A 22,909-nucleotide genomic window follows, 5' to 3' on the forward strand; every position below is an offset into this window, starting at 1 on the left:
CCCCGCCAGGTCCGAAACGTCCAGTTTTCCGCGTGCAACAAGGTCATCAATCAGCGGGCTTTGCCCCAGAACGCCGACCAAAACGACGGGGCCGGTGGCGTTCGCGGCATCGCGCAGAACCTGTGGCGTCTGTCCGCTGACGCGGGCCAGGTCTTGCTGGAAGCTGGCGGCGACGCGCTGCACGGCCGGGTCGGCCTCCGCATCAATCAGGATGGCCGCNGGGCGGTTGTCGCGGATNAGGTCAAAGCCGGTTTCCGACGCTGTCTCGCACACGCGGGCCGGNCCGTCGCAGGCAAAGGCAGCAGAGACACAGCCGGTCGAGACGATAACGCCAAGGGCGGCGGCGAGCAGGCGGATCGGTTTCATGGGCTTTGAACTCCCTCTNGAATGTCAGCTTTTTTGGCAATCCCATCGTCTGACAGCCATTGGCGGGCTGCGCAGCGGGATTGCAGTTAGCGCTAACATTAGCAGGGTTCACGCACCCGTCCAGACCTTCCGCAACGCNATCAGGCACGGTCAGGTCTTGCCGCCGAGACCCATCGCGCGGAACGCCTTTTCGATGTCTGGTTTCATCGTCCAGGTATTGTTGCTCTCATCGAGGTCAGCCAGGATGCCCGTCATCATNTGTTCATCCTGCCGCGTGGAAGAGGGCGGGGCCGGCCATAGATAGATTTCGCGGCTTTTGCACATCGTGCCGAAATGCATGTGCCAGGTTTGTGCTTTCCATCCACACGCCGCGCTCAGCGCCCGGGATGTTGAACCGGGATTGGCCAGCAAGGCTTCGATGATCTTGACTTCCGTATCTGTGANGGGCTGGCGCGTGAAGGCGGTGGCCACCCGCTCGGCTGCGGCCATTCCCTTGAGCTCATCNTAGAGCGCCTGGTGTTCAGCGGTAACCGCGTCGTCCAGGGCTTTCAGAACAATGATGGCGTCAGCGCGTTGCGCGTCAGTGCCTTCATTGATCCAGCGTTCCGCATTGGCGCGGACTTTGTCCCGCGATTCCTGTGTCATGGACGGAATACGGTCCAGCGTGCCTTGTATGCTCAATGTGATCCTCCAGTGTCTTCTGTAGTGAATACAGCAGGTTGAGAAAACAGGGGAGTAACAGTTTTTACTGCGCGCTGATGATCAGGGTCAGGCGATCGGAATACTTGCCCGCAACGCCCAGGGTCGGGTCGTCTCGCAATTCGAAATCCAGCCTGTGACGGGAATTCTCATTGCTGGTGAACAGGGTGGCGGAGTTCGGATNTGAATCGCGTAGCAATTGGCCATCAATGCGGATGTCATAGTCCAGCACATTGTCTGAAAATTCGTGCTTGAGTGCGCCGGCATTCTGGGACTCCAGATNCACCTTGTAATCCGTGTTCGCAGAGACCGCGAAATCAAGAGAGGCTTTCTGGTGCCGGGTCATCATGCCGAGGTTCAGGTCGGCGGATTGATTGTTCCCGGTCGCCACGTCTCCAAAGGAGGCCGATACTTTGGGCGCGACATTGCTCGTCAGGTATAGGGATTGCTGGTCCACCAATTCTTCGGCGCCATTGTCAGTACGATACAGGGACAGGGCCATGCGGCCGGAATAAACTCCAGCCCGGGCGGATTGTCCGGTGGGGAGGCTGACCTGGAAGGGGGCTTCTGTCTGAGGCTGGTTGCGCGAGAAAGAGCCCGGCAATTCAATCACATTGTTGGCGCTGCGGCCCTGACCACCCCGCTGCTCGATATGATAGGTCAATTGTCCGTTTGCTGCNACGAGTCGTGCTTCACCGGGGCCGGTATCGGGCTCTATACGGAGAAAATACTGGCACGTGTCACCGTCATGAAGGACCTTTACCGACGCAAGCTCTGCATGCGCGTGGGAGCTGCCGGTATCATAGCCCCGGCTGAATGGTCCGCGATACGTCAGTGTGGAGGGCGGCGAAATACGCAGCTCGCATTCGGGGGCGTTTGCTTCACCACCGGTTCCTTCTGCAAGGGGGTCGTCCGCCAGTGCGGGGGAGGCTCCGATGAGGAGGGCGATAAGGGCTACAGGGAAAAATTTCGGGGTCATGGGGTCAGCCTCCCTGATAGTTGTGGATGCGCATGGTGACATTGTAAGGCGATTGTTCTTCTTGAGTCTGTATACGGATNGGNTTCGGCAACCTCATGACGCCAATTTCGCCTTCTGGAACCACGAATGTTCCGGTCGCGCCTTCTGGTGAGTCGAATTCCATCTTGACCGTCTCACCGTGCTTCAGACCGTCAATATAGAAACGACCGCCGCGATTGGTGAACATTTGCTGGCGCTCGCCGTCACTGGTGATCGCATAGCCTGCCGCGAACGGAATCGGCTCTCCATTCTGNTCGACAAGAACAGACATGACTGCAACGTTCCGGCTGTCCCCCACCTNGACNACGTGACCGGANCGATAGCCCGGAATGAAGTTGAANACCTGTCCGCCCAGGGACGTTCCGGCTGGTGCGTCCGGTGCCTCTACCTCGACCGTGCGTAGGTAATAGGAATTGAGATCCGGCACGACAGCCGGGCCGAGAGGAGATGAGTNCGATGCGTAGGAGGGGTGTGTATCGAACAGGGACCCTTGCGGATCGACCGCAATATCAAAGCCTTTTACTGCCTTCGACTTCGTGACGATGGCAAAGCTGTCATAGACCGGGCGAGACAGCGCCATGTTCCCATCTGCATAGACGAGCGCGGAACCGAGAGAGAATTCGGTTGTGTTCTCAGCGCCGAAATTGCGATCCGTTCGGCCGGTCGCCACGATCTGCTCGGCGCGGGCCTCGAACCGGTTTCCAATATAGGACGCGCCAGCGCGAAGTTCATCTGAATTGGACTGGTGCGTATAGGTTGTATCCCATCCGAAACTTCCGACGCTCCGGTCAATCCGGGAGTTGTATCCAATACGTGTGGAGGGTGTGCGCGTGTCATGGAAGAACTGCGCATTGCCATCGCCCAGGCGCATATTGAACGATATGCCTACAGACCAACCTTCAGTGGTNCGGGAATCCTGATAGCGGAAGGATGTTCCGAGGGCGCCGTAGCGCGTGTTCCACGTAAGGTTCGCAGAATGGGATTGCTCGAAATCACTNGACCCATGNCGCTGTGTGAAGCGTGANCCGAGCTGCATNCGTACGGTGTCGGTAAGNGANCGNGANGCCCGCGCCGAAAGATCATATTTGTAAAGAGGGTTNGCCCCTCCCAGCGTCATGAANTGCTCATCCTGATAGCGGAATTGTAAATCGAACCGGTTTTTGTGCTTCAAATCGGTGTCGTTCCAGCGATAAAGTCCTGTGATGGCTGCGCCGCTGCCCGCGTCCATATCGCTGAAACTGGCCAGCATGCCGAATGTGCCGATTCCCGTGGAGTAGAATGCCTCTCCACCGACATTCACGATTTCTGTGTCAGCCTGAAAGTTCACGCCGGCCGTCAGGCGGTCGCTCCAGCCCTTGTTATAGAAGCCGCTTATGGCAGGGTTGTCGAAGTCGTATTCCCGTTGCCCGTCAACGAGGTCGGATGTCGGGCCGACACTGACGCCGAAGTCGGTCTCGCCCGATTTCAACAGGCTGAAATCATAGAACGCCGAGAAGACGATGCGTTCGGTATCACCACTATCATACTCGATTTCGAGGACGACATCATTCCCAGCCGCGCTTTGAAGCGGCAAATCCGTCAGGCTGTAGCGTCCGGCTTGCAGTCGGAAGTCCCGTACGAACTGGCCATTGATGTATACGCTGATGCGTGCGGAGCGCTGAAGCTCGAACCGCTGAGACGGATTGGTCCGGTATTCCTTGTAGGGCTGAAGCCCGAAATTTCGGAATCCGGCCAGGCCAAGCAGGTCAGGATTTCCTTGGAGGCCTGTCGTGGGGACGGTCAGGTCACCGGCTTCAAGCCGCACACGCCGGTCTACGAAATCCTTGGTGACGCGGGTGTCGTTCAGCACAGCGCCGGAATCCGTAGTCTCACTGTAGCGCAGGCCGGTTTCAAGTACCAATCCGCGCACATTCAGGGCGACATCGACATTTGCCTGGGTGGCTGCGAAGCCCGTCTGACCAAATTCGCTGGAGTGAATGTATTGTGTGCCGGCGATGGCATTGACGATGGCGCTCGTGCGAGCCTGTTCCACCGTGTCGAGATTTGTTCCGGCAAAGCTGGGCCGAACGGGCAGAGGCACGATCGATCGCATTTCGAGCGGAATATTGATTTCGAGAAACAGGTTGAAGTGGTTGAAATGAGCATCGAAACCGAGCCTGTTCAAATCTGCTGCAGAGATTTGTCCGCGGGTTGGCAGGGTCTGCAGAAGCTCGGCTTGTTTCTCTTCGACCAGAAACGGCAGCAACAGGTCAACAACGGCTTTGCGTTCAATGAACGTTTCTTCCGGTGTTGAGCCGGGTGTCATTGTTACGTCGCCGCGATTCAGACCGGAGATGACGACAGGATATGGCAGAATCGCTGCCGCCTGTTGTTTGCCACCGAACAGGGCGCCGAAGATGTCGTCTGCGGACGCTCCGGGATCCAGCGCGGGTGCTTCCTTGTTCGGATCGTTCAGTTCATCCGCATGCGCTCGAACAGGATGCCCGGCGATTTGCATGGCAAGCACCGAGCTTGCCAGCCAGATATATTTCCGAACCCGGTTGGCAAGGGAATCGGCGCACGTGTGGTGCGTGGTTCGATCTGTCAGGGGAGTGTTGGGTTCACGGGACACGGGACCATCAGTTGCGGAAATAGTCAGTCTTCAGTGTCGCGGACACGGGGCCTGCGGCCAGGGAAGAATCGACAGGCACGTCGATCACGGCTTGGGTGCCGGCAATGATGTTGCGATTGTTGACCATCTCAACCTCCTCACCAGACAATTCATAATCCGTGCCACCTGCCGTAAAGGACAGGACAGGGCGCTGGAGAATGGCGCGGCGAGCGCCGAGATTCTTGATTGTCAGGCGTAGGACGGTGTTTCCATCATCGGTCTTCACGATTTCGCTGTTCGTCAGCACAGCTTCGGGTTCGCCGCTGCTCGGCACAACGTACAATGCGGCTTCATAGCGAAAGCCGAGCTGGACATCGACGGCGACCCCATCCGCGTTGCCTTCCTTCTTGTACGGAATGGGAAGTTGCTCGACGACCAGTCGATAAGACAATTCCTTGGTTGGGTTGCTTTCGCCGACCCATTGGACGCGGATCGACTGGCTCTGTCCTGGAAGCAGCACCATCTGAGGCGGAGTCGCGATGAAGTCGTCATATTCCGGCTCTCGCGTCTCGTTGCCGAATTCGTCGGCAGACCGGCTGAAGATCTCGATCTGCAAGGCCACGGGTTCCTGATGCGTGTTCCGCACGATGAATGTTTTGGCTGAACCAGAACCGGTGGGCGCGAACTGCGCGACGATGGGGGAGAATTCAAAGGCTGCCGCGGCCGGGACAAATGCAATTACAGCAAACAACAGCGCTGACAGGAATGGTCGGATGAGCATGTTGAAAACTCCGTGGGCGATCACTGTACTGGGAGAAAAAACGGGTCAGGCGGCGCACGGATTCTCCGTCACCGCCTGACCAAGGAGAAGTCAGATTAGAACTGGGCTGCCAGCGTAATGGTCAGCGTGTCCTCGTAGGTACCAGCCACTGCGTACTCGGCGAGCGAGTCGAAGGACAGGTCGAGGTTACCATTGCGTGTGCCGCCGTTCGTCAGGATGTTTTCCCAGTCATTGTCGGTCACGATGACTGCGCCAGCGCCGGAAAGGTCAGCTGCGGAGTTGTATGTGCCGGTAGGGAAGATCCACCAACGTGTGTCGACGTCATAGTCGATGTTCACAGCGCCGGAGCTTTCCTGGTGCTCCATGCCGCCGTTAGCGGACTGCAGGGTGACCGTGTACGGCGAGTTGCAGGAGTAAGCGATAGCCAGGAAGCCCTGGTTGTCGGTTTCCAGCATGTCGACGGTGTAGTTTGCGGAACCTTCTGGGATCAGTTCACAGTTGCTGGCCACTTCGCCGCTGAGGTTGATGACCAGTTCTTCTGAGTCCTGGGCTGCGGCAGCGCCGGCGAACATGGCGACTGCTGCAATAGCTGTAAGTGTACGCTTCATTGTGGTACCCTCTTGATTCTCGGCATGGGTGCAAGCCATGACCGAGGCGTTCTGCCGAGCCACTATTGGCAAGGCAGGTTCCCACTTTCGTGGGCGGAATTGGCGAGTGATCGCCGGCTCAGGTCACGGGGCATACGTGTCCCGTGACCACACTCCGAATTTTGAGTGTGAATTCGGAAGTGATCTCGAATCTTGTGATGGTAACGAACTAATCGTGCTCGCAATATTCTTTGCTGCTCTGATGTCCCCTAATCTACGTCTCCCAATGACTTGGCATATTCTATGTCAATCCGTCCGCTCATTTCTCCAGCCCGTGAAGCCGGGCAGAAAAGCGTGTCCCCGAACGTCCCTTCGACAGCTACCTACTATCAAAGGTTAACCCGATTTAACCCCCATTTTGGGGATGGCTCAAGACCCAATTTTGATTTTGCGAATCGCTGCGTGTTCAAAATAACGCCTCTCAGGCGAGTTCGGTGGGAGGGTTAACACGTCAAAAGCGCCGTGGACGAACCATAAACTTAACCGAAAGTTTGAATGAAATTGGTTGCTTTTGTCCCTCGCGAATTTCGGATTCTTGCTTGCATCCTGTAGTAGTGACAGTGCAACTCAAGGGGTGGCGGGGGATTGGGCGGCTCATGCTCAAAACCTGAGCGANCAGGAGAAAAGCCTCCCAGATCGCCAAGTGTATCGGGGGGAGTCTATGCTTAAGAATCGCGCGCTGGGGGAGGGTAAAGCTTTTGCGACGCACACCAAAAAAAGTGTAAAAAATGCATTAACCAGGCCCAAAATAGTATTCGCAGCCGCGCGGACCAGATTTTCGGAGCGCGATCTCTCAAACAAAGCGCCATTACTTTATCAATCCAAACGATTGTTTCGGGCGGGCCGAATCACTCCGTGCCCTGTTCGCCCGAATCGGGAATGCGAATCGATCAGGTTCCGACTCCGCCCTGACAGGCGAATCGCTCGGTTCTACTTTTGCGAATGCGATCTGACGCTCGCTCCGATTGGCTGAAATCACGCGCTTGCGGTCATCGCCCGGTACGAGCCGGGGGTCTGCCCCGCCCAGCGTTTGAACGCCCGGGTGAAGGCGCTCTGTTCGGAGAAGCCGGTCAGGAAGGCGACTTCCGCGATCGAATAGTCGGTTGCGGCCAGGAAGCGTTCCGCACTTTCGCGCCGGGCCTGATCGACCAGCGCCTGGAAGGTGAGCCCCTGATCCGATAACCGNCTTTGCAGCGTCCGCGCGCTCATGCCGAGATCAGACGCCACCTGCCCAAGTGACGGAATGCCATCGGTCAGCACATCCGCGATCTGAAGCACGACTTGCCGGTCCAGCGACCGGTCGGCGGACTCTGCCGGTATCATCCCCTCTGCCTGCGAGCTGAGGAACCGCCAGATGCTCTCATCCCCGACCAGGTTGGGCTTGTCGAGGCGCTCGGCCGGAATGATCAGCGCGTCGATGTCTGCGCCAAATGTGATCGGACAGCGGAAATGCGCCTCCAGCACCTCCAGAGACCCGGCAGGCGCCTTATGGCGGAACTGCACAGCGCCGGGGCGCGAGTTTGGCCCCGTCGCCTCCCGGCACAGCGTCACATAGGTGGCCAGCGCCCCTTCGCTGGAAAGGTCCAGCCCCAACCGGGACATGTTCGGGCGCTCATGCGTCCACCAGAATGTATCGCCCTTGTCGTGCAGCTTGAAAGTCGACGCTGTATTATAGGCGCGCGCGTGCCGATCCATCCGCAGGAAGGAATGGCGCAGCGTCGGTGCCGATTTCCAGGCCAGNCCCACCGCGCCGAAATCGGAACAGGTGGCCGACATGCTGATCCCCAGCAGGAAGCGGATGTCCGGCTTTTCCGTCTCGGCGATCATTTCCAGAAGGCTGTAGTAATTCTCCGCGCTGATCATGGCCGGGGAGGGGGCGGGGGAATCCGCATCAATGCCGGCCACGCGGCACAGCGTGCCCCGGTCCAGCCTGTCGCTGACCCGGTCAATGATCCTCGAAACGAATATTGTTGAGACCGAAGCCATGCCCGTCGCACTCCCCAACTGACTGGCTCGTCCCCCGACGCACCAAGCTNTCCGATANTGCCCCCGATGGATTGACGCGTCCAGTCAACAGGATGTCGCGACCGGTCAATACCGTTCCGGCCCCNCCTCATAGGGTGAGTACAGATCAGCTCAGGAGGGGGCGCAACGCTCCGGACAGGGTTGACGCCGCCACTATTCGCTCAACCCGCTCTGAGGAAATCCGCCATGTTGAATTCCCCTTATCCGCCAAAATCCTTCCTGAAACTCATCGTGACCGCCACCGCGATCTTTGCCTGCGTCGGCATCCCGGCCGAGGCGGATGCGCCGAACTCCCGCGCTGCCAGTGCGAAGNTGCCGCCCATCAATGACGGCCTGCCCATGCCGGGCTTCGTGGTGACCACCGAAGGCACTGCCATNGTCGTGACTGATCCGCAGAATGACTTTCTGTCTCCCGAAGGCGTCACCTGGGGCGTTGTCGGCCAGAGCATTACGGAGAACCGCACAGTCGAGAACATTGGTGACCTGTTTGAGGTGGCCGAAGAAACCGGCATGCCGGTCTTCATCTCGCCGCACTACTATTTCGAGCATGACCACAAATGGCAGTTCGAAGGCACGCTCGAAACCCTGATGCACGCCATTGGCATGTTTGATCGCCCCTCCGCGCTCGATCTCGAAGGGTTCGAAGGCTCGGGCGCTGACTGGCTGGAAGAATACAAGCCCTATATCGAGAACGGCAAGACCGTCGTGACCAGTCCGCACAAGGTCTATGGGCCTGACAGCAACGACCTCGTGCTCCAGTTGCGCAAGGCCGGTATCGACAAGGTGATCCTTGCTGGCATGTCATCCAATCTGTGCACGGAATCCCATATGCGCAGCCTGATTGAAGCCGGATTTGAGGTCATGGTTGTCACCGATGCGACGGCCGGGGCCATCACCGAGCACTATAATGGCTACGACGCTTCCCTCACCAATTTCCGGATGATCGCCAGCAAGGTCGACAATACGGAAAACACGGTGAAGGCGATCCGNACCGCCTACAAGAAATAAGNATTGGGCCATCCGCACCCGCCCATTCCCACCCCCGGATGGCCCTATGGCGCCCGACTGTTTCCTGCCTCTCACACCTCGCAGTCGGGCGCCCACCCTGTTTTCGCTGGCGGATGATTCAAGGCCCGCCGCCAGACGGAATCCGCGCCTGCAGGCGTGTATCTCTCNCCCCCTTGGGCCGCTCTCCCTCGCGCCGCGCCCTGGCGCCCCAATCAAGGAATACCGAAATGTCCCGTAAACTTGCTCTCGCCGCCGTTGCTCTCGTTGCGGCCACATCCGTCTCTCTGCCCGCTCTTGCTGAAGATGAGTACAACGTCTCGACAGGTATCACAGCGGCAGGTGCGCCACTTGGCCTGCACGGATTCGACCCCGTCGCACTGACCACCTACAATGCAGTTGCCGAAGGGGACGCGTCCCACACGGTCGTCGAAGACGGCGTGGCTTACTATTTCGCGTCGGCTGACTCCGCCAAAATGTTCAAGAAAGACCCGGCACGCTACGCTCCNCAATATGGCGGCTTCTGCGCCTATGCCGTTGCGGTCGGCAAGAAATTTGATGGTGATCCTCAGTTTGCGGACATCGTTGATGGCAAGCTCTACCTCTTTGTGAATGCGGATGTCTTCGCGAAGTACAAGAAAGACAAGGCAAACATTCTGAAGCGCGCCGAAAGAACCTGGCCAACCATCCAGCACAAGGCTGTGGGCGATCTGTAATCGCTCACCCCATGCAGCCGGGCCGAATGGCCCGGTTGCGCTCTTGACCCTGCTTCCAACTATTGGAGACCCGTATGCGTCCCCCATTGCCTCCCTTTACCCATGAAACGGCCACCCAGAAGGTGCGTCTTGCCGAAGATGGCTGGAATGGCCGTGATCCCGAGAAGGTCGCCTTGGCCTATTCGGAAAACAGTGCCTGGCGAAACCGGGACCTGTTCATCACTGGACGGGCAGAGATTGTCCGCTTCCTCACCGCGAAGTGGCGGCGGGAACTGAACTATCGTCTGATCAAGGAATTGTTTGCCTTCTCCGAAAACCGGATTGCCGTTCGCTACGCGTATGAATTCCACGACCGGACCGGGCAGTGGTATCGTGCCTATGGTAACGAGAACTGGGTGTTCGATGACACTGGCCTGATGAGCCAGCGCTTCGCCAGCATCAATAATCTGCCGATTGGCAATTCCGAACGGAAGTTTCACTGGAAGCTCGGCCGCCGCCCGGATGACCATGCCGGGCTGAGTGATTTCGGGCTATAGCCCGGACCGGGCCTCATTCCGGATTCTCCCNGAAAAGCCTGTTTCACCTATTGAGTTCTGATTTAGAACGCTCAATAGTGTGCGCCTGTCATCCAGCCGGGGAGAAGCGTGCATGGAACACCGGAACGAGACCGTCGCCATTGTCGGGACGGGCGACTATATCGGCGCCGAGATCGCGAAGAAGTTTGCCGCCGAAGGCTATACAATCGTGGCTGGGCGGCGAAACGGCGAAAAGCTGACACCGCTCGTTGAGCAGATCGAGGCCGCGGGCGGGCGCATCTCTGCCCGGTCCCTGGACGCGCGCGAGCCCGATGACGTGACGGCCTTCCTGAACGAAGCGGATGCGCTCGCCCCGCTGGCGCTGACCGTGTTCAATGTCGGGGCCAATGTGAACTTCCCAATTCTGGAGACAACCGACCGGGTCTTTCGCAAGGTCTGGGAAATGGCCTGCTTCGCGGGCTTCGTGACGGGCCGGGAATCTGCGCGGCTGATGCTGGCGCGTGGCAAGGGCAAGATCTTCTTCACCGGCGCGACTGCCAGCCGCCGGGGCGGGAAGGGCTATGCGGCGTTNGCCTCTGCCAAGTTTGGCCTGAAGGCCGTGGCNGAGGCGATGGCGCGGGAGCTCTGGCCCCAGCACATCCATGTGGCGCACCTGACGATTGATGCCGGTGTCGACACGGCCTGGGTGCGCCAGATCATCAAGGACCGGGGCGGGCCGGACGACCCCCAGGGCCTGATGCCAGCCGAAGCGATTGCCGACGCCTATTGGGANCTCTTCCGCCAGCCGGAAACGGCCTGGACGTTCGAGAAGGAAATNCGGCCNTACGGGGANACCTGGTAGGNTTGGTNNTTCCGCGCATGAAAAAGCCCGCTCCCGACATATCAGGAGCGGGCTTTTCTGTCTGGCGACANNTGGCGACTATTCGAGGCCGAGCGCGATCTTGATCAGCGTCCAGTCAACCAGTTTGAAGTTCTGGTCCACGCCGGATTCCGGATTGCCATCATCCTGAACCACGACAATCCCGTTCGGGAAGCCGGGCAGTGGCGCTGAATTCACGTCCAGCCCGTCCGTATGGGTGACGGCGTCAATCGCGCCATCGAGACTTTCGACGACAGTGAACACNCCGCGCGGNGCNTGNGGCGCNTTCAGATCATACACAACGAACCGGTCTGCGGCCTGCGACGAGACAACGAGATAGCCTTCGCCATTCTCACCCGCCCAGATGTCCATGCCTTCCACATCAGCCACAAGGCCGTTGCGCGCATCAATCGTGTCCACGCTGACCGGCGCAGCCGTCCAGTCGTTCAGGTCCAGCTTCCAAACGCCATGTTCTTCTTCGCCGACAAAGACCTGGCCATTGGCTTCGTCAAAGACGCAGCCTTCCAGCTGCAGCTGGCCATACTGGCCAACCTGGATTTCGGCGAGCAGCTCTGGNCCGTCGCNAATCGCATCGGTCGCCACAGNCCAGACCTGNGCCACACCGTCCTTGTAGGTGGGCATGGCGTAATANGTNTTGCCGACGAGACCGGCGCAGATGCCATAGGGCTCGTCCTTGTTGGTGGGGGTGTCCCCGATATGNCTGACCGTATTCGTGGTCGAATCGATGGTGAACCAGCTGACCGAATTGGTCTCGTCATTCGANGCGACNGCCAGATCGCCNCGCAGGTCCACATTGTTCACGCGGCCAACATCCAGGAACTGAAGCTCCTCGCCGGCCAGGTTATAGACGTAGAGACCTGCGTCCTTGTTGGTGCCGAGGACGAGGCTGGCAGCAGGATTGGCCAGATTGACCCACACGGCCGGATCATCAGCCTTGTCGCCTTTGCCCACCATCGGGGCAGTCTCGACAGCGGCCGGGATCGGCGCGGTCTCGATGGCGTAGAGGTCCTGTGCTGGCTCGGTTGCGCAGGCAGANACAAGNAGGGCGGCAAGGGGGAGATAGCGTTTCATGAACACTCCTTATGGGGCTCGGTTAAAAGCGTTTCGCGCCGGTATTCCGCGCAGGGACGGGAAGATCAAGTCACGGCGTGGAAGTTTCACATAACTGCCACGAATTGTCTTCAGGATGCAAAAAAAGCAGGCCCGAAGACCTGCTTTTTCCAAGTGTTCTGATGCCAACAGGATCAGCCGGCGCGGGGGTCGCCCGTGCTGAGGGCGCGGCGCTGTGCATCACCGGTGGCGTCCTCGCCAGCTTTCTCGTGGCGTTCCCACTGTTCAGCGGTCATGCAGATCTTGCCGGGGTAAATCTTGCCCGGAATGGACACACGTTCACAGATCAGGTCCGGGTTGTTGGAGGCGTCTGCAACAGCATAACCNTCTTTCTTTTTCAGTGCGCAACCGGACACGGCAAGGGCCGATGCGAGGGCGATAAGTGCAATTCTCATAAAGTTTTTTCTCCCGCGAATTGCAAAAGCTCTAGCAGAGGGATCCGGAAACGTCGCCCCCTCGGGCATGTTTTTTCATTCGAAAGCGACAGAAACGCACATTTCTGTTGCAATCGTGCACTTCTGTCGAAAATGCAACGGATTGCAGGCGGTGCCTTTGCCGTGTCGGTTGCAGGCGCCTGTCAGGTGCCNTGGCCGGGGGCAGGTGTCCGCAGGGCGCCGCGTTGAACATCTGATGTCGCAGTCTGGCCGGCCCTGTTATGCCGTTCCCATTGGGCAGCGGTCATGCAGATCTTGCCGGGATATACCTTGCCGGGCACGGGGACACGCTCACAGACGAGGTCAGGATCGTTGGAGTGGTCCACAATCTGGAAGCCTTCTTTCTTTTTCAGTGCGCAACCTGACAGAATGATTGCAGCTGCGAGCGCGGGTATCAGTCTTTTCATCAGTCCCTCCTATCCAGACGGGAAAGTATAGCCTGATTATACGCGCATGAAAAACCGGGCGGATAACGCGATCCGCCCGGCTTCCGGTTTTTGCGTTGNTTGCGCGCTGGCCTTAGTAGGTCAGGCGAGCACCGATGACGTAGCGAGCNCCGTACTCGTCATACTGGGACAGACGGTTTTCGGATCCGAAATAGTAGTATTCCGGCTCGTCGGTCAGGTTCTTGCCTTCGACGAAGACCTGCAGATTGTCATTCACGTCATATTTGGCAGACGCTTCGACGCTGAGGTGATCGCTGGTGTACCGGTCGATGTTGGCACCAAACAGTTCGTCCAGGTAATCATCGCGGAAATTGGCCGAGATGCGCAGATCCCACGGACCGCGATCNTAACCGATCGAGGCGTTCCAGATCAGGTCGTTCTGCTTCANCATCGGAACGTCGCGGGTCAGCAGCGGATCTTCCTCGTCCGGAACGGACGCTTCGGATTCGGCGATGGTCACGTTTGCGGAGACCAGGAAGCCTTCCCAGAAGTCGCCGATGAAATCGAGCTGCTGGACATAGTTGAGCTCGATACCTTTCACGGTGGCGTTTTCGCCGTTCACATATGTGAAGACTTCTTCAACCGTGTCCGGCAGCAGGGACAGGTCAACCGACCCCGGAACATCGTCGATGTCGTAGTTTGCGCCGAAGATCGGGTTGGAGATTTCCTTGTAGAACACACCAGCCGACAGGACGGACAGCTTGGTCGGGTAGTATTCGATCGAGAGATCGAAATTGTCCGCTTCATACGGATCCAGCGCCGGGTTGCCGAGTTCCGCTTCGTCGCGGTCATCGTTCAGGGCGATGGTCGGGCGCATTTCACCGAAGGCCGGNCGCACGATGGAGGCNTAGTAAGCTGCGCGGCCGATGAGGTTTTCGGAGAAGTTGTACTTCAGGTTCACACTCGGCAGGACGTGGGTGTAATCATCCTCGTACTTGCGGATCTCGACGTTNTCCGGATCGTCTCCCTCGAAGAAGATGTTTCCTGTGGCAGTCACATCCGTAGCTTCGACGCGGACACCGGCAACCACGGTCAGATTGTCGAACTNGAACGTACCCATACCGTACCCGGCNAGGATCATTTCCTCGATCGTGTAGTCTTCGGACAGGCTGTCGAAGTTCGTGCCGTCTTCGTCCAGCTCGTCATCCGTGAAGGTGCCGCGCAGGGCGTTGGTCAGTCCGGCGCTTGGCCACTGGAACATCGGNTTGTTCATGCGCCAGCCGGAAATCCGGCTGTTGTCGGTGATGTAGTCTGACATCAGGACATCATCNCGTTCCCAGATGAGCAGGTTTTGATCGCGTACCTTTTCGCGGTCGCGGACCTTCACACCCATCTTCCAGGTAACTGGCGTGCTGCCGATGGAGGATTCGTTTTCGAGGTCGAGCTTGTAGGCCCACTCNGTGTCTTCGTTGACGGTGAATTCCTGCTCGAACGCATCCATTTCATAGGTGGACGGATCGTAGACGAAATCAACGCCAGCGCCGGTCAGGCGAGGTTTCTCAGGTGTGGAATTGTCCCACACGATGATCGCATCGCCGTCCATGTCGTCTGAGCGGAAGGCCACATCGTGATTGTTGGAATCGTCTTCCTCAGCGTAGGCGTAGGAGACTTCGTAATCCACGGTCCATGCGCCAGCGATGGTCTGACCACCGAGGGCATAGGTCTGGATCTTGCGCTCTTCTTCACGCTGGCGGACTTCTGCGTCNACTTCGGCGAAGTTGAAATTGTAGTTGTTGCCATCGACGCTGACACCTTCTTCGGCCAGGTCGCGGAATTCGAACTTGTTGCGGACCTCATCATCCTTGTACTGGTTGAACAGGGTGCGCAGGTAGAGTTCGGTATTCTCGGTGGCGCGATAGTCCACATTGAAGACGAGGCCGAGGCGTTCGCGGGTCAGGTCATACCAGCGCATCTCGTAATCATCGTTCGGATAGTAGGCGCCGAGATCGTCATCGAACTCCCACTCGCCAACTTCGTTGTTGTGAGCTTCGATGGCGAGGCTCTGGAAGTTCACGGAAGCGGCGATGCCGAGCTTGTCACCNAACACGTTGGAATAGGTCAGCGTGGCTTTCGGGGAGAGTTCTTCGGCGATCTCGTTGTAGGAGCCTTCGACCTTGGCNCGGACAAACTGGCCGTCGCGGTCGAATGCGGAGATGGTTTTCAGGTTGATGACACCGCCGATTGTGTCGGCGTCAACGTCCGGGGTCAGGGATTTCTGGACTTCGATACCGTCCAGAAGGTCAGACGGCACACCGTCCAGCAGAACGCCGCGGCGGTCTTCCGGGGAAGGGGTGCGCACGCCGTTGATGGTGGCGGAGATCAGNTCTGTGTTGATGCCGCGGATGGAGACATAGCGGCCTTCGCCCTGGTCGTTCTCAATGGAGAGACCGGCCACACGGGCAAGGGAGTCTGCCACGGTGGTGTCCGGGAAGTTTCCGAGGCCATCGGAGTCGATCACGCTGATCAGGGCGTCAGAGGCGCGCTGCTGGTTGATGGCGCCAGCCTGCGCAGCGGAGGAGCCGACCACGAGGATGTTGTCGAGATAGCGCACGTCACCGCCGAGGCGGATGCTGAAATCGGTGTCGCCAGAAACCGTCACGCTGTCGGTGACCGTATCAGCGCCAACATAAGAGACGCTCAGCGTGTAATCGCCGGCCGGAATGTTCGCAAAACGATAGGTGCCGAAGCGNTCGGCGGAGGTGGTGCGGCCCAGTTCTTCAATCGTGACGAGGGCGCCTTGAAGGCCCGCTTCGCCGGTTGCGTCCGTGACGGTGCCGGTCAGGACGTCAGCGCCTGCAGCCTGGGCGAGGACTGCGGTAGCAGCGCCCAGCATAAAGAGTTTGCGGGAGGTCTTGGTCATCAAAATGATCCTTGCTGTGGAAAGCCGTATGAAGAAGTCTACGCTTCGAAACTGCGGCCCCGTCCCACAGGAAGGTAACGGCTGGATGACAGCTATGTTATGTTTTGATGACGACGCCCGAAATCCCTNTAATCAAGGCCACACGCNGAGACACGGGGAGATCAGCGTGTTTTTCCTGCAACACAAATTAACCGCGATGCCCGTCGCATAAGTGGTTGCATGCGAAATCATCAATGATTCTGGAACCTCGAATCCGACGGGGATGGGGCCGTGCCAACCTTCTGGAAACAGGAGGCCAAAGCCATGTCAGATACGCCACATCGCAATCGCCTGATCCGGCAGGTTCGCCAGATGCGCCTGNTGGGCAAGCCGGTCGCCGAGATCGCCGGTATCGTCGGCCTGCACCGGGCGACCGTCTACAAGCTGATCCAGCGCAACGGCCTTGATGGNCCGGAAGAGTGGATGGAGCGCCCGCGCCTCGCCCTGCATGAGGCCATTGATGANANCACCGAACAACTCGCCGCAAGCCAGACCGGGGAGGCGCAACGGGCCTATTGCGGCGTGCTGACCCGCCTGATCGGGGAATTGCGCCGTCTGGAAGTGACGGTCGCGAAATGGAGAGGAGAGCAGGATGCCGGGCATGCCGGATGTGATAATCAGGAAAGCCATTCCGACACGGACGAAACCGACGAAGACAGCGACGACGNCGAAGACGAATTATCCCCTGCCGCTGAGCGGCGCCGGCTGGCAGCCTATGCAGCAGAGTTTCAGACAAAGGGCGAGGCAGGCCAACAAGTCCNGCCAGATGCACCTNNTGAGCGCGGAAGAGACACGTCTGGTCAGCCAGAATCCCTGGATCCTGAGCGCCCGCGATATACAGGTNCCGCCGCCGGACGGCTGGCGGAGTTTCGTCTTCATGGGCGGACGCGGCGCTGGCAAGACACGGGCGGGGGCCGAATGGCTGCGCTGGTCAATGCTGCAGGGCGGGTGTGGCCGCGCGGCGCTGGTGGGCCCGGCCTTGCACGATGTGCGCGAAGTGATGATCGACGGGCCGAGCGGCCTGAAATGGATCGAGCCGCTGAAGTGTCGCCGCCCATCCTATTCGCCCAGCCGCCGGATCCTGAGCTTTGACAATGGCGCGGAGGCGCATGTCTTNTCCGCCGAAGACCCGGACAGNCTGCGCGGGCCGCAATTCGATGTGGCNTGGTGTGACGAGATTGCCGCCTGGCTGCGCGGGCAGGCGGTGTGGGACACGCTGCAAATGGGGCTGAGGCTGGGCGCTGATCCGCGCGTGATGGCGACAACCACGCCCCGGCCGACGCCCTTCTTCAAGGCGCTGCTGGCCGGGCCGGACACGATCATCCGGCGCGCCAGCATGGCAGAGAATGCGGCGAACCTTTCAGCAGGCTTCGTGGCCGCGATGGAGGCGGCCTATGGCGGCAGCGCGCTGGCCCGGCAGGAAATNCACGGCGAAATGCTGGAGGATCCGGANGGCGCCNTGTTCAGCCGACGGAAGATTGATGATGCACGGGTCGAGACGCCGCCGATGCTGGAAGATGTGATCGTGGCCGTCGATCCGCCCGCCACCAGCGGTGCGCACGCTGATGCCTGCGGTATCATTGCGGCGGGGGTGCGCAATGGCGCGGCCTATGTGCTGGCCGATGCATCCGCACCGGGACTGAAGCCGCTTGACTGGGCCCGGCGCGCCGTTGTCATCAGCCGTGAGGTCGGCGCGCGGGAGATCATCGCCGAGGCCAATCAGGGCGGGGAGATGGTGCGGCAGGTTCTGGAAAGCGCGGGCGTGGATGTGCCGGTGCGGCTGGTCCATGCCCGGCTGGGAAAGCGGGCGCGCGCCGCGCCAGTGGCCACATTGTACGAACAGGGACGGGTGGCGCATGTCGGCCTGCTGCCCGAACTGGAAGACCAGATGTGCCGCTTCGGCGCGGAGGGTTTTCGCGGCTCACCCGACCGCGTCGACGCCCTCGTATGGGCCATCTGGGCCCTCCTCCTGGACAGGGCCGGGCCGTGGGTGCGGGTTTTGTGACTTTTGGTGCTGGGAGGATGAGTCCGCTCAGACCCCCACCTGTCCTCCCCCTTCCAGGGGGAGGAACGCAGACTGCAGCCGCCTTGCTTGAGGGTCGTTCTCCCCCTTGCAAAGGGGGAGCTAGAGGGGGATTTTTGCGGACTATCCTCTGCGCTTCAGCATCCGTTCAATCTCACCCCGGATCTGCTCTCCCACTGATTCCAGCGACTCATCAATGTAGGAGACCGGAATGCGGAGCACCGTAATCTCTCTTTCTGCCAGAAAGGCATCGCGGCGGGCGTCGTGTTCGGCGTCATGCCAGTCACCATCTACTTCAACGGCGAGTTTGAGGGCAGGGCAGTAATAATCGAGGAAGTAAGGACCGACCGGATGTTGGCGCCGAAACGAGACGCCCATTTGTTTCCGGCTGAGCAGCAGCCAGACTTTCTGTTCCGTTTTCGAAGCGGACTGGCGAAGCGCGCGGGCGCGGCGAGTTTGTTCAGGCGTACGCGTGAACTTCTCCGCCATGTCCTACCCCCCCGTACGGAAGGCCTTGCGTCCGAAGTAGGCGTTCTTGGGGGCGGGGGGGGTGTCGTCCGGCTTGTCTTCCGTGGCAGGCTCGACCGTCTCGGTCTTCTCCGCAGGGGGCGGTGTCGTGCCGTTCATCAGGCCACGGATCCAGGCGCAGGCGGCGCCGGCAGTGGAGACTTCGAGATCGGGGACAGAGCGGTCCATGCGGCGCGCCAACTGGCGGGCCTGGTGGGCGGTGAGGGATTTCAGCGTTGTTTCGAACAGGTCCGCGCCGACCGTCTCGCGCAGATCCTTCATGTCTTGCGTGGTCTGACCCGCGGAGATCATCAGCTTTTTCACGAGCAGGGCCGTTGCGGCAGCGAAATCCTTCTCGCCGAGCTTCGCAAAGCGCTCGCGCTGGGCCAGCAGGGATTCGAGCGCTTTCGCGCTGGACGGGGCGGGGGTGTCGGTCATTGAATCTTCTCGCGCACTTCCTTCAGGAGACCTTCGATGATGCCGAGGGCATCGCCGGGCCATTTCGCCTGAAGGGTTGGCTCTGGGCCAAGTTCGATTGGGTTGGTGGCAAAGCCCGGCTTCATCGGGATCACCGAGTTGAACATGTTGAATTCGGTTTCCTTGGCATTCGCTGCATCGCGCATGGCGTTCAGCACGACCTTCTGGTGCGCCGAGCCGTCAAACCGGGTGGCCAGCACGCAGGGCAGGTTCTCGATGTCGCGGCCGCGCAGATTGCGCATGATGTCCCCGGTGAACAGGTCGAGGCCCAGCGTGGACATGAAGTCCGGAATGGTTGGCACGATGATTAGGTGGCTGGCGGCCAGCACGGTTTCGGTCATCACGGAAATGCCGGGTGGGCAGTCACACAGGATGACATCGTAATCGGCTTTCAGCTTTTCGAAATCATCGCGCATGCGGCGGCCGACCTGGCCCTGCAGCGCCTCCATCGAATAGCCCTTGGCGGTCAGCTCATAGATCAGCTCGCGCTCTGTCTTGCGCAGGCGCGGTGAGGACGGGATCAGGTCCAGCTCCAGCGGCTTGCCATTATAGGTCACGTCAGAGGCGTCGGTGACGATGAAGTCTGACAGGCGCTTGTGCTCGCCCGCGAAGAAATTCTCCAGCAGCCAGTCGGAAATCGTGACGTAATCATTGATGGCCTGGAACAAATGCTCGTCGCCTTCATGGCCGAAGACCAGCAGCGATGCGTTGGCCTGCGTGTCCAGATCGACCACCAGCGTGCGGAAGCCATTTGCGGCAAAGGCCTCTGCCAGACTGACGCAAGTTGTGGTCTTGCCCACACCGCCTTTGGAGTTGGCGATGGAAATCACGCGTGCCGACATTCTGTAAGCTCCTTTGACCCTGACCGAATGGCGAAAAAGCAGATTTGCGCCTGCATGGCTATGGCCCGGCCGCAGGAAATTAGGGGTGTAGTGTTCGGTTAACCCTCAGCTTTTCGGCGCTAGCGGGCTGATTTTCCGGCACTTTTCCTTGCCCAATCCGATGGGGACCGGCGGCATTTAATTTCTGCTCATCAAAGGAAACGGAGCCGAGCCCCAACATGAACCCAATCTGGCCGTTCACCCGTCGCCCAAGCGAGGCGAAATCTTCGCCATCCCTCGTGGCGCTGTCCCAACTGGGCGAGGCCCGATGGGGCAGCCGGGAGGGCGCGGCGCTGACGCGGGATGGCTATCTTGCCAATGCAATCGCCTATCGCGCAGTGCGCATGGTGGCAGAGGCGGCGGCGTCCGTGCCGCTGGTCACCGATCATGAGGGCGCAGCCCGCCTGATCCGCAGGCCCCAGCCGGACGGCGTGGCGGCGGATCTGTTCGAGGCGGCCTATTCGCAATTGCAGCTGACCGGCAACGCCTTCCTGGAGGGGGTGCAGCTATCGGGCGAGGCAGGCATCTCTGCGCTCTACGCGCTGAACCCGGCCATGATGCGCCCGGTCAGCGATGCGCGCGGCTGGGTCGAGGCGTGGGCCGTGCGCGAGCGTCATGGCGAGCGGCTGATCCGGCGCGATGGCGAGACTGGCTGGAGCCCGGTGCTGCACCTGAAACTGTTCAACCCGGTCAGCGATGTAATGGGGCTGGCCCCGCTGGGCGCGGCGCGGCGGGCGCTGGACCTGCACAATGCGAGCGCGGACTGGGCCAAGGCTCTGATTGACAACTCCGCAAAACCGTCCGGCGCGCTGGTCTATGGCGGGCATGGGCGGATGCCGCCGGACCAGTATGACGCGCTGAAGGACGAGCTGGAGGGCATGTATTCCGGCGCGGCCAATGCGGGGCGCCCCTTGCTGCTGGAAGGCGGGCTCGACTGGCGGCCCATGTCGCTATCCCCGGCGGAGATGGATTTCCTGGAGGCGCGCCACAGCGCCGCGCGGGAGATTGCGCTGGCGCTGGGTGTGCCGCCCATGCTGCTCGGCATTCCGGGGGATAATACGTATTCAAACTATAAAGAGGCCAATCTCGCTTTCTGGCGGCTGACCATCCTGCCGCTGGTGCAGAAGATGGCGGCGTCCCTGTCGGTCTGGCTGGACGACCCATTCCAGACCGAAGTGACCGTGCGGCCAGACCTCGACCGTGTGCCCGCCCTGTCGGCAGAACGCGACGCGCTGTGGGCGCGGCTGGAAGGGGCGAGCTTTGCGACGGGCGAAGAGAAACGCCGCCTGGCGGGGCTGCAGCCATGAAGATCGACCGGAAAGTGACCATCGCCTTCATCGCGGCCGTGCTGGCGCAAACCGGCGGCGCGCTGGTCTGGGCGGGCGCAGCCGCGGAGCGAATTTCTTCCCTGGAAGATACCGTCCGGGAACGGCGCAGCGTGGTGGAGCGTCTCGCCCGCCTCGAAGAGGGCGTCGACCGGATGGAGAGCCAGCTGGACCGGATTGAGCGGAGACTGGAGGGCGGGGATGAGTAGTTTGATGAGAGCGGAGAGTCCGGCTGATCCCCCTCTAACTCCCCCTTTTCAAGGGGGAGAACGACCCTCAAGCAAGGCAATTTCTGTCTGCGTTCCTCCCCCTGCAAGGGGGAGGACAGGTGGGGGTCCAGCGGACTCGCCACTCCTCATCGAAGGTTACGCCTCTCTCTTCGGAATACCGGATGCGAGTGGGGATGTTGTGCGGGCGGGGGCGTTTGCCCGCAGCCTGCAGCGCGGGACGGGCCTGCCCATGCTGTTACAGCACCGGCCCGGCGCGATTGCCGGGCGCTGGGTACGGATGATCGAGGATGGACGGGGCCTGTATGTGCGCGGCCTGGTGGAGGGCGTCGCGGCGCGGTCGCTGGTGGCGCAGGGGCTGAGCGGGCTCTCCATCGGGTTCCGGCCCCGCATCTGGAATGCGCGGCGGCCGGACGGGCGCGAACTGGTGGGGGTGGATCTTGTGGAGGTCTCCCTCGTGACCAGCCCGATGCAGGCCCGTGCGCGCTTTGCCCTGCTGGGCACCGAAGGGAAAGCGGCGTGAGGCCGAAGGATTATGGATTTGAGAGGAATGGAGAACGCATGACCAAGGAAACCAAGATGGCGGGCGGCGGGGCCGATACCGCCGAGTTGATGGCGGTGTTTGCCGCCTATACGGAGGCGAATGATGCCCGGCTGGCCGAGATCGAAGCCAAGGGCGACAGTGATCCGCTGACAGATGAACGTCTGGCCCGCATCGACCGCCGCCTTGAGGCGCTGAGCCTGAAAATGGCGCGGCCCGAAGCCGGCGCTGTAAAGACGGCGGACGAGGATGCCCGCAATCAGGCCTGGACGCGATACCTGCGCGCGGGCGATGAAAGCGGGCTGGCGCGTCTGGACGTGAAGGCGCTGAACACGGGTACGGACGAGCAGGGCGGCTATATCGCGCCGCCGGAGCTGGACCGGCTGATCGAGTCGCGCCTGATGGCGGCAAGCCCGATGCGCCAGATTGCGACCGTGCGCCAGACCAGCGCGGGCACCTACAAGAAGCCGGTTGGCCTTGGCGCGGCGGCGAACTGGGTGGGCGAACAGGCGACGCGGACGCAGACCACGCATTCGGGCCTGTCCCTGCTGGAATTCCCGGCAGGCGAGCTGTACGCCATGCCGGCGGCGACGCAGACCTTGCTGGAAGATTCCTATGCCGACATTGATGCCTGGCTGGCCGATGAAGTGGAGGCCGCCTTTGCGGCGCAGGAATCCGCCGCCTTTGTCAGCGGGGATGGCGACGGCAAGCCGAAGGGCTTTCTGGACTATGACATCGTCGCCGAGGCGAGCCATGAATGGGGCAAGATCGGCTCC

Annotated in this window: 17 protein-coding genes and 1 pseudogene; 10 read left to right on the plus strand and 8 right to left on the minus strand. The window is 60.3% G+C overall.

Annotated elements, in window-relative coordinates; translation table 11 throughout:
• Window positions 1-4,701: 4,701 nt before the first annotated feature.
• The 3 genes from CBB91_RS01520 to CBB91_RS01530 form a co-directional block, all read right to left on the minus strand.
• The gene (locus CBB91_RS01520; protein ID WP_273011376.1) at window positions 4,702-5,454 is read right to left on the minus strand and encodes a fimbria/pilus periplasmic chaperone; all 753 of its coding nucleotides are present in this window, start codon (window positions 5,452-5,454) and stop codon (window positions 4,702-4,704) included.
• Between the two features lie 95 nt (window positions 5,455-5,549).
• Entirely contained in the window at window positions 5,550-6,062 is a 513-nt protein-coding gene (locus CBB91_RS01525; RefSeq protein WP_273011379.1) for a hypothetical protein, read from the minus strand.
• 1,014 nt (window positions 6,063-7,076) lie between these two features.
• Entirely contained in the window at window positions 7,077-8,087 is a 1,011-nt protein-coding gene (locus tag CBB91_RS01530) for an AraC family transcriptional regulator (RefSeq protein ID WP_273011382.1), read from the minus strand.
• A 225-nt stretch (window positions 8,088-8,312) separates the two neighbouring features.
• Between CBB91_RS01530 and CBB91_RS01535 the strand changes: the two genes are divergently transcribed.
• The 4 genes from CBB91_RS01535 to CBB91_RS01550 all read left to right on the plus strand — a co-directional run bounded on the left by CBB91_RS01535 (window position 8,313) and on the right by CBB91_RS01550 (window position 11,224).
• On the plus strand, window positions 8,313-9,134 hold the full coding sequence (locus CBB91_RS01535) for a cysteine hydrolase (protein ID WP_273011385.1): 822 nt from the start codon (window positions 8,313-8,315) through the stop codon (window positions 9,132-9,134).
• Between the two features lie 227 nt (window positions 9,135-9,361).
• A complete protein-coding gene (locus CBB91_RS01540; RefSeq protein ID WP_035549972.1) occupies window positions 9,362-9,847 on the plus strand; it encodes a YHS domain-containing (seleno)protein in 486 nt (161 codons plus the stop codon).
• Window positions 9,848-9,921: 74 nt separating this feature from the next.
• Window positions 9,922-10,383: a nuclear transport factor 2 family protein gene (locus CBB91_RS01545; RefSeq protein WP_035549969.1), complete on the plus strand. Its 462-nt coding sequence runs from the start codon at window positions 9,922-9,924 to the stop codon at window positions 10,381-10,383.
• Window positions 10,384-10,495: 112 nt separating this feature from the next.
• Window positions 10,496-11,224, plus strand: coding sequence for an SDR family NAD(P)-dependent oxidoreductase (locus CBB91_RS01550; RefSeq protein WP_273011389.1), 729 nt, complete (start codon window positions 10,496-10,498; stop codon window positions 11,222-11,224).
• A 78-nt stretch (window positions 11,225-11,302) separates the two neighbouring features.
• Here CBB91_RS01550 and CBB91_RS01555 read toward each other — a convergent pair whose 3' ends face one another.
• A complete protein-coding gene (locus CBB91_RS01555; protein WP_273011391.1) occupies window positions 11,303-12,334 on the minus strand; it encodes a phytase in 1,032 nt (343 codons plus the stop codon).
• Between the two features lie 992 nt (window positions 12,335-13,326).
• A complete protein-coding gene (locus CBB91_RS01560; protein ID WP_273011393.1) occupies window positions 13,327-16,113 on the minus strand; it encodes a TonB-dependent receptor in 2,787 nt (928 codons plus the stop codon).
• Between the two features lie 303 nt (window positions 16,114-16,416).
• Here CBB91_RS01560 and CBB91_RS01565 point away from each other — a divergent pair.
• Window positions 16,417-16,551 (plus strand): annotated as a pseudogene (locus CBB91_RS01565) (helix-turn-helix domain-containing protein); the annotation flags it as partial.
• A gap of 535 nt (window positions 16,552-17,086) precedes the next feature.
• The gene (locus tag CBB91_RS01570; RefSeq protein ID WP_273011403.1) at window positions 17,087-18,157 is read left to right on the plus strand and encodes a terminase family protein; all 1,071 of its coding nucleotides are present in this window, start codon (window positions 17,087-17,089) and stop codon (window positions 18,155-18,157) included.
• 141 nt (window positions 18,158-18,298) lie between these two features.
• Here CBB91_RS01570 and CBB91_RS01575 read toward each other — a convergent pair whose 3' ends face one another.
• From CBB91_RS01575 to CBB91_RS01585, 3 genes are read right to left on the minus strand one after another with little or no spacing between them, the layout of a single operon-like run.
• The gene (locus tag CBB91_RS01575) at window positions 18,299-18,664 is read right to left on the minus strand and encodes a DUF559 domain-containing protein (RefSeq protein WP_273011395.1); all 366 of its coding nucleotides are present in this window, start codon (window positions 18,662-18,664) and stop codon (window positions 18,299-18,301) included.
• Window positions 18,665-18,667: 3 nt separating this feature from the next.
• Entirely contained in the window at window positions 18,668-19,120 is a 453-nt protein-coding gene (locus CBB91_RS01580) for a hypothetical protein (RefSeq protein ID WP_035549950.1), read from the minus strand.
• Window positions 19,117-20,001 (minus strand): AAA family ATPase, encoded by an 885-nt coding sequence (locus CBB91_RS01585; protein WP_051602556.1) that lies wholly within the window; start codon window positions 19,999-20,001, stop codon window positions 19,117-19,119. The genes CBB91_RS01580 and CBB91_RS01585 overlap by 4 nt, the downstream gene beginning before the upstream one ends.
• Window positions 20,002-20,219: 218 nt before the next feature.
• Here CBB91_RS01585 and CBB91_RS01590 point away from each other — a divergent pair, with 218 nt between their 5' ends.
• The 4 genes from CBB91_RS01590 to CBB91_RS01605 form a co-directional block, all read left to right on the plus strand.
• Window positions 20,220-21,347, plus strand: a complete 1,128-nt coding sequence (locus CBB91_RS01590) for a phage portal protein (protein ID WP_273011398.1) — start codon at window positions 20,220-20,222, stop codon at window positions 21,345-21,347.
• Window positions 21,344-21,574 (plus strand): hypothetical protein, encoded by a 231-nt coding sequence (locus tag CBB91_RS01595; protein ID WP_035549945.1) that lies wholly within the window; start codon window positions 21,344-21,346, stop codon window positions 21,572-21,574. Before CBB91_RS01590 ends, CBB91_RS01595 begins: the two co-directional genes overlap by 4 nt.
• 4 nt (window positions 21,575-21,578) lie before the next feature.
• Window positions 21,579-22,115, plus strand: a complete 537-nt coding sequence (locus CBB91_RS01600; protein ID WP_273011405.1) for an HK97 family phage prohead protease — start codon at window positions 21,579-21,581, stop codon at window positions 22,113-22,115.
• A gap of 38 nt (window positions 22,116-22,153) precedes the next feature.
• The coding region (locus CBB91_RS01605; protein ID WP_273011401.1) for a phage major capsid protein at window positions 22,154-22,909 on the plus strand (756 nt) is incomplete at its 3' end.

Source organism: Hyphomonas sp. TMED31 (genome assembly GCF_002172815.1).
GTDB lineage: Bacteria > Pseudomonadota > Alphaproteobacteria > Caulobacterales > Hyphomonadaceae > Hyphomonas > Hyphomonas atlantica.

Coding starts and splice junctions, on each gene's coding strand:
- CBB91_RS01545 (WP_035549969.1), top strand. CDS start 9,922: ATGCGTCCCCCATTGCCTCCCTTTACCCATGAAACGGCCACCCAGAAG.
- CBB91_RS01590 (WP_273011398.1), top strand. CDS start 20,220: ATGAACCCAATCTGGCCGTTCACCCGTCGCCCAAGCGAGGCGAAATCT.
- CBB91_RS01525 (WP_273011379.1), bottom strand. CDS start 6,062: ATGAAGCGTACACTTACAGCTATTGCAGCAGTCGCCATGTTCGCCGGC.
- CBB91_RS01585 (WP_051602556.1), bottom strand. CDS start 20,001: ATGTCGGCACGCGTGATTTCCATCGCCAACTCCAAAGGCGGTGTGGGC.
- CBB91_RS01575 (WP_273011395.1), bottom strand. CDS start 18,664: ATGGCGGAGAAGTTCACGCGTACGCCTGAACAAACTCGCCGCGCCCGC.
- CBB91_RS01600 (WP_273011405.1), top strand. CDS start 21,579: ATGAGAGCGGAGAGTCCGGCTGATCCCCCTCTAACTCCCCCTTTTCAA.
- CBB91_RS01580 (WP_035549950.1), bottom strand. CDS start 19,120: ATGACCGACACCCCCGCCCCGTCCAGCGCGAAAGCGCTCGAATCCCTG.
- CBB91_RS01595 (WP_035549945.1), top strand. CDS start 21,344: ATGAAGATCGACCGGAAAGTGACCATCGCCTTCATCGCGGCCGTGCTG.
- CBB91_RS01520 (WP_273011376.1), bottom strand. CDS start 5,454: ATGCTCATCCGACCATTCCTGTCAGCGCTGTTGTTTGCTGTAATTGCA.